The sequence below is a fragment of the Myxacorys almedinensis A genome (assembly GCF_010091945.1).
Lineage (GTDB): Bacteria > Cyanobacteriota > Cyanobacteriia > Leptolyngbyales > Leptolyngbyaceae > Myxacorys > Myxacorys almedinensis.
Map to the genome: position 1 here is coordinate 1 of NZ_WVIE01000036.1, position 16438 is coordinate 16438.

A 16438-nucleotide genomic window follows, 5' to 3' on the forward strand; every position below is an offset into this window, starting at 1 on the left:
GTCGATTATGTTACCCATGGGTCTGATTGGTCTCACCAGTCAGACCCATGGCTATAGGGGCAGGGTCTAGTTGCTCGTGTTAACTGGTTACTATATGTGCAAGCCTGCGTGAACTTCGTCATCTTTAGCATGTCGCTTTACATTGCGGTCACTGTTGACCTGAAGGTGTAATTGAGGGTCGAGTTTACTCGATACCCTTGGTAGAATGCAATGCCGCGCAACTCAACCAGGTGTTTATGCATCTCTTGACCAACGCGATCGATGCGATCGAAGCGTCTCAAGCACCTTCTAAAGGCACAATCACTGTCAAAACAAGCGTGATGGATGACGCTTGGGTGCATGTGTCGATTCACGATAACGGTATCGGTATCTCTGAGCAGGTGCAATCTCGAATGTTTGATCCCTTTTTTACCACCAAGCCCGTTGGTCAAGGAACAGGCTTAGGGCTAGCCGTCAGCTACCGGGTGATGGAACAGCAAGGCGGACAATTGGAGTGTCGATCGCAGCTAAACAAAGGGGCGGAATTTACAGTTATCGTACCCGTTTCAGCCGTTGGTGCTGAGGCGGCAAACGCGGCATGACCCCAGCACTCTTTGCAAATGCCCAACTTTGAGCAATTTAGATGAGAATAGAGAGGCAGTGCATTCGGTTGCCGTTGAGCCTTGAATCAGCCTTCTTCTAAAGTCAATCGGTCTAACCCGCAGGAAACCCATTTGAATCGGGCGCGGGCAAGTTTGCGACGGGCGTTTACAAATTACTCGCAGTATTTGCGATCGAGCAAAAATTCCGTTTTACAAGCTACGCTCAAGGATGAACTCGAAGCGCTGTCAGCTAATCTCAACAAGCTCGATACCTTTGTTGTGCGGATTGCAGTGTTTGGTCTGGTGAGCCGGGGTAAGTCTGCCGTCCTAAACGCGCTCATGGGCGACCAGAAGTTTGAAACGGGTCCGCTAAACGGCGTGACGCAGCAGCCTCGCACCGTTCGCTGGTTGCCTACCGGAGGGATGGTTTCTGAACATAGTGGGATTGCCTCGCCGCAACTGGGCAAAGTCCAGATTGAGCTAATTGACACACCCGGACTTGATGAAGTCGATGGGCACGCGCGAGCAACCATGGCGCAAGAGGTAGCCGTGCGGGCAGACTTAATTTTGTTTGTTGTGGCAGGAGATATTACTCGGACAGAATATAAGGCGCTGTGCGATCTGCGGCAGGTGCAAAAACCGATGATTGTTGTGTTTAATAAGATCGATTTATACCCTGATCAGAGCCGCCAAGCGGTCTATGCAAATTTGCAAAAGCTAGGCGGCAGAACGGGTCGCAGTGAACGATTAGAGCAATTGCTTACTCCCGATGAGATTGTGATGGTGGCAGCAGAACCCGCACCGCTTCAGATGCGGGTGGAATATCCCGATGGTCGGGTGCTGACGGAATGGGAGACGCCGCCGCCAGAAATTGATGATCTAAAATACAAAATCCTCAAAATTTTGAACCGCGAAGGGCGATCGCTGCTGGCGCTTAACGCTCTATCGCAGGCACGGATAGCTGAAACGCAGATCGCCCAACGGATCGTTGAACTTCAAGAGGGGGAAGCAGAGGCGCTGATTTGGAAATTTACCCGCTATAAAGCGCTTGCGATCGCCCTCAACCCGATTGCCGTTCTCGACCTGATTGGGGGTGCAGTGTCTGATGTTGCCATGATTCGTGCCCTTGCCAATCTCTACGGTCTACCCATGACGCGCTACGAAGCTGGAAAACTGCTGCAAACAATTTTGATCAGTTCCGGTGGGCTGCTGTTAGGAGAACTAGGGAGCGGACTTTTACTTGGGCTAGGCAAAAGTGCATCGGCGTTAGCAACCGGAATCGATGGTTCTGCGGGGTTTTCGGCACTGGCAGGGGCTGCGATCGCGCAAGCTGGAATTGCAGGATACGGCTCGTATTCGGTCGGTCGTGCGGCACAGGTGTATCTTGAACAGGGTTGCACTTGGGGAGCGCAGGGCGCAAATACCGTAATTCGCGACATTTTAAATCAGGTCGAACCGAATACCATCATTTACCGATTGCGTCAAGAATTGATGTAACGAGCGACGCAGTTTGAAAGGATCAAGCTGCAAAAAGGCGCACTCATCGCGCGCCCTTAGCAAGCGGCGTGCCGAACCGAGATGACATCATGCCGTTTCCCAAAGTTGCCGAATCTCATCGGGCAGAAACCCTGCCACTTCCTGAATTCGATCTTCAGAAAGCTCGTCCTTCGTGGCTGAGAACACGGCGGCAACGGCTTCTTCTGGCGGCACAGCGGGGGCTAATCCGCCCTCCTGACGAATCCGAAACAAAAACGTATCTGCCTTAATCTTTAGGGGCGGACGTACCCGGCTCAGAAAATGCACGATCGGGTTGGTGTCTTCCCACAGATCAGCAACTTCGGTGGCAAGCGGCGTCGCGGCATAAAGCGTCTTGTCGTCGTTGCCTTTTTCCATCGGCACCTGCAACTCTTGGCTCACATGGTCTACCGCCTCGTTTGTCATCATGTCGCGCATCGTGCGGAATACAACTTCTGTAATGTCTCTTGCATCATATAAGCTGTCGAGTTCCGCTTTGATCATCACCTTTTCTAAAAACGGTGTATCTTTGGTTGCGATCGGAGTGGTCTCACCCTTTTCCAGAGCTTTTGGCGGATTAGCGATCATGTCTGCCAGCATGTCCCGCCCTTTCTGCGTCAGTTCGGCTTTCTCAAACTCAATTAAATGTGGCAAGGGACCATCCGACGCGCCATAGGTGTTAGCGATGCGTAACCCAAACTCTTCCGCGTTCACGGCATCCGGCACATCTTCCTGATTGCCATAGGCATTGCCTGAAAATTGAGCGTTAATGTACTGACGCTGGTTTAAATAGTCTAAATGCCCCAAAAAGTCAGCTTGGGTTAGCTTTATCCCAGCAAAATCTGCCTCTCTAAACTTGACCGGATCAGGCCCTGGACTTTTGTCGCACTCATCGATCCGTCTTAGCATGATATACACCACATCATCGCGAATGGAAATTGGCATAGTAATCTCCTATAAGGTGTCCTTTAGTTGAATGACAGCACAGTTACAAACTGCTTGACACTCAAAACTATTACGTACCGTATTAGGATACTCATCTACCAGGGGGATCATCTCGGTCAAACAACCCTCTGTCAGTAGTTGAATTTGTGGTTAAGATGCAACGCCTAAAAATAAGAGCTCAAACCCTCCAATCTCTGCTACAAAGATGAAGGATGAAGATAGGTAAAATTCTGAGTCATAGCTGTTGAACTAAACGCTACCGTAAATCCTAGTTACTCTGCTAAACATGCCAGCAAATCGATCACACTCGTAAACCGATCACACCATAAACAAACGTACTTATGACAAGCTATCCATCTGAGCCAGACCTAACTAGCTCATTGCCTTCGAGCGAGACCGATATTATTGAAGTGATTGAAACCGTGATTGCTAGTCTCGATCAGAGCGATAGCGCCATGGTAAACCAAACTGATGGGGGTCATCTCTGGAAATTTAAGTACGGCAGCGTTGAGGTGTTTGTACAGCTAACGGGCACCAGCGACGAAGATACCTTTACCGTTTGGTCAAGCGTGTTGGGTTTGCCTGCCCAAAACGAGCCGCAACTCATGAAAAAACTGCTAGAAATGAACTGGTTAAGTACATTTGAAGCGTGCTTTGGGATCTTTAACGCTCAAATTGTGGTGCTGTCGAGCCGGACGGTAGCAGAGTTGTCTCCGGGCGAGGTCTCCCGACTGATTACGGTGGTTGCTACGATCGCAGACGATAACGACGAATTGCTGCAAGCTGAGTTTGGCATCAAATAATCACAAAAGGGCGCGGTTTGCCGCTATGCAGGCAAACCCAAGCTAGCGAACCGCACCCTCAGCTTTACACTTCAACATTCAACTTCAAAATTTAACCCATTAGTCCTCCGTCGGAGTTCCCATTTCCATGACGGCGCTCCGCATGAAGTTAATGCGTTGCTCAAACGTCAGCTTCTTGATCATTTCTGTAAATGAATCGGTTTCGCTGGGCAACTGGTAGTCAGACGGCACTTGGATAATAGAGCCATCTTCCATGCCTTGCCCCAACAGCAGCCAGACTTCCAGTCTTGCGCTGGAACTCAGAGCACTATAGGTGCGCCCCCATTCGCTCGTCGCCCCACTGAGAATATCTTGTTGGGCTTGTAGCTGCTGCTCGGGAGAAAGTTCTTGGATGCGATCGTAGTAGGCACGAGCCGCAACATCAGCACTATGAGCCGGGTCAGGGGTCAAATTATCTTTAATGTCTAGATACCCAAACCACAGTAGGGCAAGCTGTGTATCCACATCATAGCGGCGAAATGCCTCTAATGCTTGAGTGGTGTCTTGATCGGTTGCGTAGGTCATAAGATACTCCAAAAGTGGATCAAACTGGCTTCTGTCCGGCAATTAATGGCGGCTAATTGACCGGAGCTAAGAGGCGCAGTTTGTCGCGTTTTATCTGTTCTTGACATACCTTAACGACGCAATCTCAGCCCATAACCTAGACAAAGATAGAGACGAAACACTGAGCGTTAGACAGAGGTATTTGCTGATACGCTTTGAGAGTGACGGTTTTGCCGATCCCTTCCACAAGAGTGACCTTTCCAAATATCAACCGGATTAATCAAGAAAAATGGAAACGTGGCGACTCATTCCTCTGATCCACGGGGCGGGGCATAGGCAAATGGCGATCGATCGGTGGCTGCTAGAGCAGCATCGCTTGGGCGTACATCCACCCACCTTACGGTTTTACACATGGTCGCCGGTTGCCCTTTCGTTGGGCTATCATCAACGCCGCTACCCAGACGCTTGGAATTGCTTACAGTGGAGTAGTGATGCCGGTTCTGCGCCCGTGCCTGCCCCTCCCATTGCCCTGGTTCGGCGACCAAGCGGGGGACGCGCTGTTCTGCACCAAGGGGATCTGACCTATGCCATCATCACCTCTGGGCTGTCTGGCAGCCGACTGCAAGCCTATCGCACCCTGTGTGAGTTTTTGATCCAAGGATGGCGTGCCCTCGGCGTTGAGCTTGATTATGGGCAGGCGCGGCGCGGCTACATTCACAACCCCAACTGTTTTGGCACCGCCACGATCGCTGATCTGGTGACTGCCGATGGGGCAAAACTGATCGGGAGCGCCCAATTGCGATACGATTCTGCGATTTTGCAGCATGGCTCTATGCGGTTAGAACCCGATGCTCACCTGTTTAAGCAAGTGTTTGAAGCTGATCTACACATGCCCAGATTAAATCTATCGCTTACGGGAGAGGCACTACGGGATGCTGTGATGCAGGCGCTGATTGATGCCGCGATCGCACAGTTTCAGATCAACCTAGTTGAGCAACCTTTAACCCCATCAGAATGGCAGCAAATTGATCAAACCAATCCAACTTTCTTATGGCGTAATCAGGATTTATTCAGCAACGCCCACTAGAATTTCAAAGGATAGTAGACAATTCTAACGGCTAAAGCGGTGTTGCCTCGATATTCGATAGATGCAGGAAGGGAGCGAAAGGGATGGTGATTGACTTTGGGCGCGAGATTTGCGGCGCACTAGAAACGGCAGAAACGCGAGAATGGTTGGTCACCAATGGCATCGGAGGGTTTGCCTCTGGTACGATCGCCGGGATGCTGACGCGGCGCTATCATGGCTTGCTGATCGCTGCCCTCAAGCCGCCCCTGCAACGAACCCTACTGCTTGCCAACCTCGAAGACACTGTGCGTTATGGGGACGAGATTTATCCGTTAGCCACCATACGCTGGTCAGATGGCATTGTCAGACCCAAAGGTTATCAGCACATTGAGCGCTTTTATTTAGAAGGAACAATTCCGGTTTGGCAGTATGCGTGCGGCGATGCGCGGCTGGAAAAGCGAGTCTGGATGCAGCAAGGAGAAAACACAACCTATGTGCAATATTATCTGCATCGGTCAACGCAGCCTCTAACGCTTGTGTTTAAGTCGATGGTAAATTATCGTGATTACCACGGTGATACGGTGGGCAACGGTTGGAAGATGGAAGTTGAATCGGTAGAACATGGTGTTCGAGTCAGCGCGTTTCCTGAGGCTGTGCCGTTTTACCTGTTGTGTGGAGGCAATGTTTCCCTATTTCATGAGTGGCATTACGGGTTTGACTTGGCGATCGAACGGGAGCGGGGACTGAGCGATCGCGATGATCATCTTCATGTTGCTACGTTTCAAGCCACGTTAGAACCGGGACAAGCCCTCACTTTTGCAGCGAGTACAGAGGCGCATCCTAACTTAGATAGCGAAAGTGCCCTGCGATCGCAGCAAGTGTATGAGCAGCGACTTTACGATCGCTGGAAAATTGACTTTCAAGGAACCCTACAAAGCAGCCGGCTCAAGCAAGTTGAAAGTAGCCCACCGTGGATTCGCCAGTTGATTTTGGCGGCAGATCAGTTTATTGTTACACGCACCCAGCCCCACAACCCCCATGGGAAAACGATTATTGCAGGCTATCCCTGGTTTGGTGATTGGGGACGGGATACGATGATCAGCCTGCCTGGGCTAACGCTGACCACCGGGCGCACCGAACTCGCGCGATCGATTATTCAAACCTTTGCTCAATCGGTGGATCAAGGAATGCTGCCCAATCGCTTTCCCGATGCCGGAGAAACGCCCGAATATAACACTGTTGATGCAACGCTTTGGTATTTCATTGCGATTTATTCTTATTACACAGCTACGGATGATCAAGATTTAATCGAGGCATTGTTTCCAGTGTTGGCAGATATTATTGATTGGCATTGTCGCGGTACTCGATATAGCATTCACCTCGATGCTGCTGATGGATTGCTTTATGCAGGAGAACCGGGCACACAACTCACCTGGATGGATGCCAAAGTAGAAGGTTGGGTAGTAACGCCGCGCATCGGCAAACCAATAGAAGTCAATGCCCTGTGGTATAACGCGCTCCGGATCATGGCAAAGTTTGCCCGCCAAATTGGCAAGCCTCATCGTGAATATGATGCGATGGCAGAGCGGGTATTGATCCGGTTTTCGCGCTTTTGGAACGAGGCGTCGGGCTACTGCTACGATGTGCTAGACAGCCCTGAGGGCAATGATGGGGCGCTGCGTCCCAATCAACTATTTGCGGTGGCGTTGCCAGAAAGCCCTCTGTCTGCCCATCAGCAAAAAGCCGTGGTGGATGCCTGTTCGCGATCGCTGCTCACTTCGTATGGGCTGCGATCGCTTGATCCCAAACATCCCAACTATCAGGGGCAGTATGGCGGCAATCCTAAGCAGCGCGATGGAGCCTATCATCAGGGCACCGTTTGGGGGTGGCTGATGGGCACGTATGCGATCGCCCATCATCGCGTATATGCTGACCCGGTGATGGCACGGCAATTTCTAGAGCCGATGGCAAATCATCTAACCGCGAGTGGGTTAGGAAGCCTGAGCGAAATTTTCGATGGGGACGCGCCGATGATGCCCCACGGCTGTTTTGCTCAAGCGTGGACGGTAGCAGAAGTGTTGCGAGCCTGGTTTGCGATCGCTAGTTAATTTGCTCTTGAAGGGGAGCATTCTAGTTTTGCAAATTCGCCCTCATCCCCCAATCCCTTCTCCTAGTTTGGGAAAAGGGGAGCCAATTTGCTGGGGCGATTCGCCAATCGCCATAAAATAAAAAGTTGTTGTCAGTAGGATAGGAGCGATCGCACCATGCGAATTTTGGTCATGGGTGGAACCCGGTTTATCGGAGTGTATCTCACTCGGCTATTGGTCAAACACGGGCACAACGTCACGCTATTTAACCGAGGAAATCAGCCTGCTCCTGTGCCAGGGGTGCAGCAAATTCACGGCGATCGCACCAACCCAACCGAACTCAAAGAAAAACTTTCAACTCAAGACTTTGACGCCATTTTTGATAATAATGGGCGCGAATTAAGCGACACAAAACCCCTAGCCGAACTCTTCAAAAACCGGCTTCAGCACTTCATTTATATAAGTTCTGCGGGTGTGTATTTGAAGTCTGATCAAATGCCACATATCGAAGGTGATGCAGTTGATCCAACCAGCCGTCACAACGGCAAAAGTGAGACAGAGCTTTATCTTGCCGCTCAAGAATTGCCCTTTACCTCGATCCGCCCAACTTACATTTATGGACCTCAAAACTATAACGATCTAGAATCCTGGTTTTTCGATCGAATTGTTCGCGATCGCGCCATCCCGATTCCGGGTCACGGACAACACTTTACCCAGTTCGGACATGGGAAAGACCTAGCCAACGCGATGACCAAAGTGTTAGGCAATCCCACCGCGATCGGGCAAATTTATAATGTCTCTGGAGTTCGCGCCGTCACCTTTGATGGACTCGCCCGCGCCTGCGCTCAAGCCGCCGGAAAAGATCCCGCCACCCTCCAACTGGTGCACTACGATCCCAAGACGTTCGATTTTGGCAAACGCAAAGCCTTCCCCATGCGGACTCAGCACTTTTTTACCGATGTGAATAAAGCGATCGCCGATCTGCACTGGCAGCCCGAATTCGATCTCGTCTCCGGCTTAACAGATTCTTTCCAAAACGATTATGTCGCCTCTGGTCGCCACACTACTCCTCCCGACTTCTCCTTAGATGATCAGATCCTAGCTGCCGTCTAATTCTTGCTATTCTTCTGTTTCCTCTTGACGCCGTTACCGCTCCTGGATATCTTTGTCTCTCAATGACAGAGGATTTTGATGTGGACGTTCTAATCGCCCTTCTTGCGATCGCAGTCGGTTTAATTCTGTTCATACTGTTGGGGTTGGATGTTCAATATCGCCAGCGTCTTGGCAACAAGATGGAGCTTTCCTCTGGAAAGTGGGAAATCGAAGTGTACGAGCCTCAGCGCTACGTTTTAGTTGGTGAGCTAGAGTTTCACAACTTCACCGAGCGGCTCGAAGTCATGGTTCCGGAGATTCGGGCGGAGGTCGTGCTGCTGTCTGCCGATAGCTTAGAAGGCATCACGACAACGACTCGAATTGAACCTCGATTTAAAGGGGCTGACGTTCGGGCTGATGGCTACTGGGAAAGCCACATTGTCAAAATCGGTAAAGACGATCCGATCGAAGTAACGGTCGAAATCCGAGGAGATGATCTCGGTCAACTTAGGGTCGCTTGGGTTCAAATTCATTACATGACCTACGGTCCAGAAGGGCGATGCCCAAACGTTCGTCATGTGATCGTGCCGCTCAAATTTCCAACCGTCGAAGAATCCCATCGCTGGCGTCCGGCAACCAATGCCGATGTTTTGCCGATTCGGACTCATCTGCTCACTCACCTCGATGATCCTGTTGCCATTGTCAAGCGCTACGTCATGCCCCATGCCCAACCTGGCGACGTGGTTACCCTAGGAGAATCGCCCGTTGCCATCATGCAAGGTCGGTTTCGGCATCCCAGTACCATTCAGCCCGGTTGGTTAGCCAAACGCCTGTGTTATCTGTTCTTGCCAACCTCTAGCCTGGCTACGGCTTGCGGCTTGCAAACCTTGATCGACCTTGTTGGAGCAGGGCGGGTCTTCGTGGCGTTCTTTGGGGGAGCGCTGGCAAAACTAATCGGCAAAAAAGGCGTGTTCTATCAGTTGGCAGGAGAACAGGCACGCCTGATCGACGATGTAACGGGAACCATTCCTCCCTACGATAAATTTATTGTGTTAGGACCGCACAATCCACGGGAGATCTGCGATCGCATTCAGCAAGAAACTGGACTTTCTGCGGCAATTGTCGATGTCAATGACTTGAAAGCAGTTAAAATATTGGCATCGACTGCTGATCTATCCCACAGCTTGCTCAAACAAGCCTTGATCAGCAACCCTGCCGGAAACGCCAACGAGCAAACACCCGTGGTGTTGATTCGTCCCACCGAGCCGGAGCGCGGTTTGCGGAGCAAGTTTTCCTCCCCTTAGTCGTACCGTCCCCCCTCGGACTTTACCCACCCAATCTGCTAACAACGTTAAGCCAATCTTTCTTAAGGTTGAACCCGATTGCCCCTCAAATTCTTACCCTGGGATTGACCCTCGCCATCGTCCTATGTTTCGAGCTTTTTCTCAAAATAGTCAAGTGGCAATCCGCCAAGTCCAGTATCGGGACGTGGATGCAATTGAGCAACTCTGCCCAAACACCGCAGATGGAGATCAGCCTGCTTGCTCGACGGTGCGCGAGAAGTCTTTGTCGATTCGGCATTGGTACGGTCTTCTCAAACTCCTGAGCCTATTTCCCAACCCGTTCCAAAATTCCCTTTGCGTTTACGTTGCAGAACTCAATCAGCGCGTTCAAGGTGTGATTCGGGTGTCGCCGTTTAACCGCACGGGCAGTACGTGGCGTGTCGATCAGGTCGCGGTGGCTCCGGTCTCAAAGGTCGAGAGCGGCGATGAGCCTCAAACCGATGCCCCAGTTTTGACCAAGATGGATGTGGGTTCTCTGCTGCTACGCTATTGCCTAGAGCGGATTTGGCAAGCCCGAATCTGGATCTTAGAAATTGATATCAACGACCAAGCCGCGTTAGCCCTCTACCGACAAAATGGCTTTCAGCCCTTGGCAAACATGACCTACTGGTCACTTTCGGCAGAGCAGCTACACGATTTGTCTGAGCGAGAGCCAGATTTGCCCAATCTGCTACCAGTAAGCAATGCAGATGCCCAATTGCTCTATCAACTCGATACGATGGCAATGCCGCCGCTCGTGCGTCAAGTGTTCGATCGTCACATCCAAGACTTCAAAACTAGCCTGTTTGGCTCTCTGATCGATTGGGCAAAGCAATGGCTGACAGGCACAGAATGCGTCAGCGGCTATGTATTCGAGCCGCAGCGAAAAGCTGCGATCGGGTATTTCCAAGTGCGCCTGTGTCGGGATGGCTCTCAGCCTCACAACGCTCAGTTAACCGTCAATCCGGCTTATACGTGGCTCTACCCAGAACTAATGGCACAAATGGCACGAATCACGCGAGAAGTGCCGCCCCAGTCTTTGCAAATGGTGTCGCCTGACTACCAGCCAGAGCGAGAAAACTATTTGGAACTCATTGGAGCAAACCGCATAGGGCACACGCTGCTGATGTCTCGCTCGGTGTGGCACAAAGTGCGAGAAACCAAATCGATCGCGGAAGGGCTACAGATCGCCGATATGCTACAAGGCTTGCAGCCTACCAGAAAGCCGGTTCCGGGCAGAATTTCGATGCTGACGTCGGCAAAGCAGCCTCCTACAAAGCCCAAGCAAGACTCAACAGGCACCGATGCTCATGGGAGCGATCGCTGTTGCTAAATGACAAAGCTTTCAGCCCTGGGGTTAGATGTGGGTCGCAAACGAATTGGTGTCGCAGGCTGCGACGGCACTGGTCTCATTGCGACCGGATTATTTACCATTGATCGCACCTCGTTTCAGCAAGTGGTAGACATTCTCCAACAAACAGTTCTTGAGCGAGACGTTCAGCTTTTGGTGGTGGGTCTGCCCTACACCATGGGCGGGACGGCAGGTCATCAGGCAAAAGCAACCACGAAGTTTGCGAAAGCCCTCTCTAAGGCGCTAGCTCTGCCCGTAGAGTACATGGATGAGCGCCTGACGAGCTACCAAGCTGAGCAACTGCTGCACGCGCAACGCATTTCTCCTTCGCGAAACAAGGGACTAATCGATCGTAAAGCCGCTGCCATTATTTTGCAGCAATGGCTCGATCACCGCCGCCAAGACTTGAAAAAGCAGGTAACTGAGCAATTGCCATCTTAAAAAACATTGGCATTAAAGCGTAACGCTTTATTTTATTCATCACAAACTACGAATTCCGAAGTCATTCCGTGTCCATTTCACGAGATACTACTTTTTGGAAGACGAACCGCACCTTCGATCGAAATCTTCCAAACTGCTAATGAATCGAGATAGAGAAAGTCCAATGGAAGACGACAGCTTAGATATGGATACCCCCACCGTCACCCTAACTGATGAAGCCGGACTCCAGTTGACGTGCTACATCGAGCATTCCTTGGACGTGGACGATCAGGAATATGCCTTGCTGCTTCCCGTTGACTCCCCCATCGAAATTTTTGCTTGGGAAGAAAACGGAGAAGAAGACGAAGCCGTTTTGGTGGAAGACCAAGCGATGCTCGATCAAGTCTTTGCGATCGCAAAAGCGGTTTTAGAAGAGCAAAATCTAGCCCTCAAACGAACGGCGGTTGTGCTCACCGTAGAAGGCGATTTGCCTGAGCTTGATGAAGAAGAAGAATGGGCAGGGGTGGAATCTGATTCGGATGACGAACAAGAAGAATTGCAGTTGCTTGCCAGCTTTTGGCACGAAGAGCAAGAATTTGCCATTTATACTCCCCTTGATCCCTATTTCATCTTGGCAAGATTAGATGCCGACGGACGCCCCCACCTTCTGTCCCAAGAAGAGTTGAAGAAAATCGAACCGATGCTGCCGATGCTGGAAGATCAAATGTTTGATGAGATGGAGTAGGCAACACAATTAGACTAACAAGGGGAAGAAAGATCAGCAATTCGCATTTTTCTTCCCCTTTTGGCATATTAAAACTTCTAATAAATGTTGACTAATGGGCAAAGACGGTTAATATTTGTTCCTTGGCAAAGGCAATTGCTGACCCTGATCTAAGACATCCTAATGAAACTAGCCCAACGTTTTGCAACGTTATCGATTTTTCTCATTTTGGTGGGTGCTGCCCTGGGTTTATCAGCGTGGCGAGCACAAGCCTGGTGGAGTCAGGCAAGTGCACCCATTACCCCCACCTCCGCCCCCTCCGAAAGTAAGCGGGTGATTATTCAGATTCCGCAAGGTACAACGGCTCAAGGTGTGGGTCGCGAACTTGAGGCGGCAGGTCTAATTCGGTCGGTTAGGGCGTGGGATTTGTGGGCGCGCTGGTTGGCTTGGAAGTATCCTGATGGCGGGTTCCAAGCCGGAAACTATGAGCTTACGACGACTGAACCCCTGCAATCGATCGCAGAGAAGATTTGGACAGGGCAGGTGGCGCAACGCAGCTTTACCATTCCTGAAGGCTGGTCGATCAAGCAAATGGCGGCTTATTTTGAGCAACAAGGCTTCTTTCGAGGAGACGACTTTCGGGCGGCGGTGCGCCAACTTCCGATTGACCGCTACCCATGGCTGCCTAAAGATGCTCCGCACCTAGAGGGATATTTATACCCTGACACCTATCAGATGACGGCGGGCGACGCGATCTCGCCTCAGGATGTGATTAATCAAATGCTCGATCGCTTCGAGCAAGTTGCCCTGCCGCTTTACAATCAACAACAGGGCACCACGCGGTTGTCTCTTGCTCAATGGGTGACGCTCTCTAGCATTGTGGAGAAAGAGGCAGTCATTCCGGGAGAGCGCCCTCTGATTGCCGGGGTGTTCACCAATCGCCTCAATCAGAACATCCCCCTTGGCTCTGATCCAACCGTGGAATATGTGTTGGGCATCACGCAAACCCCCGAAAATCCGCTGACGCTGAGGCAGGTCGAGACGCCATCGCCCTACAACACCTATATCAACGCAGGCTTGCCGCCTACTGCGATCGCGAGTCCTGGGGTAGCAAGCCTCAAAGCTACCCTCAACCCCGAAGCCACCGATTATCTCTACTTTGTCGCTCGGTATGATGGCACCCACGTGTTCAGCAAGACCTTAGCAGAGCACGAAGCGGCTCAAGGCTCGATTCGGGATTCGATCGATGCCCAAACTGCCAAAGACCAACAGAAGCCCTCTGATCGTCAAAACTGAGGTGTCGTAATATTGAGGTTTGGATTATCCGACAAATCCCTTTAGACTAGGTAAGAGGCAACCCTGTCTGGCAGTCAGTTGCATTGTTTTTTTACGGATAGGTTCCAGTTTTCGCGAAGTAGCATTCTGGGAAACCTGTAAAAGGCTGCTAGCAGGGTTTCAGTGTCGCAACTCTGATGCTTTTCAATTTGTCCAAACCCTTTTACCTTTGGCTGCACATATGTCTTGGGGCAAACTCCTCCAACCTAATTTACTCCTAGAAACTACGATTTTGGGTCTAACTCCTGACCTGATTCAACACCATCACCTCAAAGGGCTAGTGTTAGACGTGGATGAAACCCTCGTCCCCATTACCAGCGCCAAAGCGTCTGAAGAGTTACTACCTTGGGCAGAGCAAATTCGGCAGGTGGCGGCGCTGTGGTTAGTGAGCAACAACATGAGTGAAAATCGCATCAAACGCATTGCTCACGCTTTGAATGTGCCCTACATCACAGGAGCCAGAAAACCCTCGCGGCGTAAGCTTAGACGCGCTGTTGAGGGAATGGAGCTACGACCAGAGCAAGTCGGTATGGTCGGCGATCGCTTGTTTACCGATGTTTTGGCTGGAAACCGACTCGGAATGTATACAATTTTGGTGCAACCAATGGTCGATCCCACGATCGAGACAGCGCGGCGCTATCCGGTTCACACCTTTGAGTTTTGGCTCTCTCAAGCCTTAGGAGCCTCGCTAACACCGCACAAGCCTGGATTGCGCTAAGTTTCCCCGCCCACTTTGCTAGCCGATGTTGGTTTTAGGTGGGTTTGATTGACACTGTGGACAGATTCGGAAACTCTTGAAGGCTTCTATGCTTGCCTCCAAGCAGCGCGTAGAATTCTGACACAACGCCACGGCTTCTAATGACTAGAAACTCTAAAATCGATCGCCAACGAGAGCATCAAGCCAATGAGCGAACTTTTTTGGCTTGGGTGCGAACTTCGATCGCGCTGATCGGGTTTGGGTTTGCGATCGCGCGCTTCGGCATTTTTCTCCGCCAACTGCACATCACCCTGACTCAACGAGAACCTCAGACCCATCCTTTCCTCAACTCTGAGACTTTGGGCATCGGTTTGGTGGTGTTTGGCGTGATGACTGTGGCGCTGGCAGCGTGGCGCTACAATCAGGTGTTCTGGCAGATCGAGCGAGGAGACTATCGCCCTGGTCGGCTAACGGTATGGGTAATGACGGCAGTCGTTATGGTGTTGGGGCTGCTGAGTATTCCGCTCGTGTCTTGGCGTAATCAAGTGCCGAGTTCACTTCCTGCTGCCAAGCCCCCGTCGCGATAGGGGGGACAGGTCGGGCAGGCTGCTCAAAAATCTGAAAAAATGATTAAAAATGTTAGGGTTTCAAAAGATTTCTGGCATCCTTGGTAAAAGATAAGATGGAGCCAGCAAGATAAAGGCTCTAAACTATAAATCACTATGAATACAAGATAAAGCGCCAATCTCGAAAGATTGGCGCTTTGTCCGTAGACCTAGGCGGTGTATGTTTTCCCCAGACCCAGAGCGCCCAATCCTTTACGGTACGCGATCGAGGTTTGATCGGCGCGGATGTGCGATTCTGCCCGCAGATCGAGGGGCAAATCTTCGGGATACTGGGCTTCCACAACTTCCTTATCCTCAGCAAACACTTGATAGTTAAACTCGTAGATCGGCTCTAACGGAGAGTCTTTATCAAAGTTGCGACAGATTGGGCAAAATACCCGCGTCTGGCGCGCCGAAATAGGAGAGGCAGCATTTAGAATGCAAAGCCGCCCATCGTCTGGGAAATGAACCGTCAGCCGAGCCGTAAACGGAAAAAAAACCTCAAAGATCCGCAGCCATTCAAAATCAGCCGGGGCACGATGCTGCATTGCCTTTGGAAAATTGCTGACGGTACTGAGATACTCGGCGAGGATGCCGTTGGGTGTCTTTTTGACCTCGTAGCGAGGCACGAGCGGATTATTTGAATCGCCAAACGAATTGGTGTGTACCCAAGCAAAATGGGCAACGTCTAAGAATCCTTCCATTTGCCGTCCGGATGCAGCGTTGAGATTTACGGCATCTGGCAGAATCTGTTGATAGTCTGGGTTATCCCATTCGTGGAAATCGGGCAAGGTGCGGTTTGCCTCGCGAGGCTCTGAACGATCGCTGCCTGTGAGGGAAGTCCACACTAGCCCGTAGGCTTCTCTGACTGGATAGGTTTTGAGGCAAAGCTTTGCAGGAATGCTAGCAGTTGGATCGGCGGGAATTAAAACGCAGCGCCCCTCTGCCGAGTAGTGAAAGCCATGATATTTGCATACGAGTTGATCGCCCTTGAGGCTGCCCATGCTGAGAGGAACACCTCGGTGTAAACAAATATCGTTTGCCACGGATAACCCTGCCGACGTGCGCCAAATGACCAAGCGCTGATCAAGCAACGTTGCAGAAATGGGATGTTGGTTGACCTCGTGGCTAAAGGCGATCGGATACCAAAACGAAGCCAGAACATCCCAATCTGACGCTTCAAAGGTGCACCCTCGTGGGTAGATTTTTTTTTCACCTGTCTCAGTCTGAACTGTCTCAGCTTCGACTGTAGAATTTTGGACTGTAGAATTTTGAACTGTATTAACCATAATGTACAACGCTCTCTAGGAGGATAGCTCGGAAGAGTAAATGCAGCAGGTTAAATTCAGGAA

General features: G+C 51.0%; 16 protein-coding genes. 13 read left to right on the forward strand and 3 right to left on the reverse strand.

The annotated features are described in order from the left end of the window. The first annotated feature begins 197 nt into the window (after positions 1-197). The gene (locus tag GS601_RS20590) at positions 198-581 is read left to right on the forward strand and encodes a sensor histidine kinase (protein ID WP_162425175.1); all 384 of its coding nucleotides are present in this window, start codon (positions 198-200) and stop codon (positions 579-581) included. Between the two features lie 81 nt (positions 582-662). Further along, positions 663-2078, forward strand: coding sequence for a GTP-binding protein (locus GS601_RS20595; RefSeq protein ID WP_162425176.1), 1416 nt, complete (start codon positions 663-665; stop codon positions 2076-2078). An 87-nt stretch (positions 2079-2165) separates the two neighbouring features. Here the strand turns inward: GS601_RS20595 and GS601_RS20600 are convergent, their stop codons facing one another. Further along, entirely contained in the window at positions 2166-3041 is an 876-nt protein-coding gene (locus GS601_RS20600; RefSeq protein WP_162425177.1) for a DUF2267 domain-containing protein, read from the reverse strand. Between the two features lie 341 nt (positions 3042-3382). On the opposite strand from GS601_RS20600, the gene GS601_RS20605 reads away from it, so the two are divergent. Next, positions 3383-3844, forward strand: coding sequence for a YbjN domain-containing protein (locus tag GS601_RS20605; RefSeq protein WP_162425178.1), 462 nt, complete (start codon positions 3383-3385; stop codon positions 3842-3844). A 99-nt stretch (positions 3845-3943) separates the two neighbouring features. On the opposite strand, the gene GS601_RS20610 is transcribed toward GS601_RS20605, so the two are convergent. Beyond that, positions 3944-4408: an orange carotenoid protein N-terminal domain-containing protein gene (locus tag GS601_RS20610; RefSeq protein ID WP_162425179.1), complete on the reverse strand. Its 465-nt coding sequence runs from the start codon at positions 4406-4408 to the stop codon at positions 3944-3946. Positions 4409-4676: 268 nt separating this feature from the next. Between GS601_RS20610 and GS601_RS20615 the strand changes: the two genes are divergently transcribed. The 10 genes from GS601_RS20615 (at position 4677) to GS601_RS20660 (ending at position 15068) form a co-directional block, all read left to right on the forward strand. Continuing rightward, positions 4677-5474, forward strand: a complete 798-nt coding sequence (locus GS601_RS20615; RefSeq protein WP_162425180.1) for a lipoate--protein ligase family protein — start codon at positions 4677-4679, stop codon at positions 5472-5474. An 83-nt stretch (positions 5475-5557) separates the two neighbouring features. Beyond that, on the forward strand, positions 5558-7561 hold the full coding sequence (locus tag GS601_RS20620) for an amylo-alpha-1,6-glucosidase (protein ID WP_162425181.1): 2004 nt from the start codon (positions 5558-5560) through the stop codon (positions 7559-7561). A 156-nt stretch (positions 7562-7717) separates the two neighbouring features. After that, positions 7718-8653: an NAD-dependent epimerase/dehydratase family protein gene (locus GS601_RS20625; RefSeq protein WP_162425182.1), complete on the forward strand. Its 936-nt coding sequence runs from the start codon at positions 7718-7720 to the stop codon at positions 8651-8653. Positions 8654-8733: 80 nt separating this feature from the next. Further along, a complete protein-coding gene (locus GS601_RS20630) occupies positions 8734-9936 on the forward strand; it encodes a F420-0:Gamma-glutamyl ligase (RefSeq protein WP_162425183.1) in 1203 nt (400 codons plus the stop codon). A gap of 124 nt (positions 9937-10060) precedes the next feature. Further along, positions 10061-11287 carry a GNAT family N-acetyltransferase gene (locus GS601_RS20635; protein ID WP_202925243.1) on the forward strand — a complete coding sequence of 409 codons (1227 nt, stop codon included), beginning with the start codon at positions 10061-10063 and terminating at the stop codon, positions 11285-11287. Continuing rightward, positions 11288-11746: a Holliday junction resolvase RuvX gene (gene ruvX, locus GS601_RS20640; protein ID WP_162425184.1), complete on the forward strand. Its 459-nt coding sequence runs from the start codon at positions 11288-11290 to the stop codon at positions 11744-11746. It begins immediately after the preceding gene. A 163-nt stretch (positions 11747-11909) separates the two neighbouring features. Beyond that, a complete protein-coding gene (locus tag GS601_RS20645) occupies positions 11910-12470 on the forward strand; it encodes a DUF3727 domain-containing protein (protein ID WP_162425185.1) in 561 nt (186 codons plus the stop codon). Positions 12471-12632: 162 nt separating this feature from the next. After that, entirely contained in the window at positions 12633-13745 is a 1113-nt protein-coding gene (mltG, locus tag GS601_RS20650; RefSeq protein ID WP_162425186.1) for an endolytic transglycosylase MltG, read from the forward strand. A gap of 220 nt (positions 13746-13965) precedes the next feature. Then, positions 13966-14502 carry a YqeG family HAD IIIA-type phosphatase gene (locus GS601_RS20655; RefSeq protein ID WP_162425200.1) on the forward strand — a complete coding sequence of 179 codons (537 nt, stop codon included), beginning with the start codon at positions 13966-13968 and terminating at the stop codon, positions 14500-14502. A 140-nt stretch (positions 14503-14642) separates the two neighbouring features. Further along, the gene (locus GS601_RS20660; RefSeq protein WP_162425187.1) at positions 14643-15068 is read left to right on the forward strand and encodes a YidH family protein; all 426 of its coding nucleotides are present in this window, start codon (positions 14643-14645) and stop codon (positions 15066-15068) included. A gap of 188 nt (positions 15069-15256) precedes the next feature. Here the strand turns inward: GS601_RS20660 and GS601_RS20665 are convergent, their stop codons facing one another. Next, positions 15257-16375, reverse strand: a complete 1119-nt coding sequence (locus tag GS601_RS20665) for an aromatic ring-hydroxylating dioxygenase subunit alpha (protein ID WP_162425188.1) — start codon at positions 16373-16375, stop codon at positions 15257-15259. Positions 16376-16438: the final 63 nt, after the last annotated feature.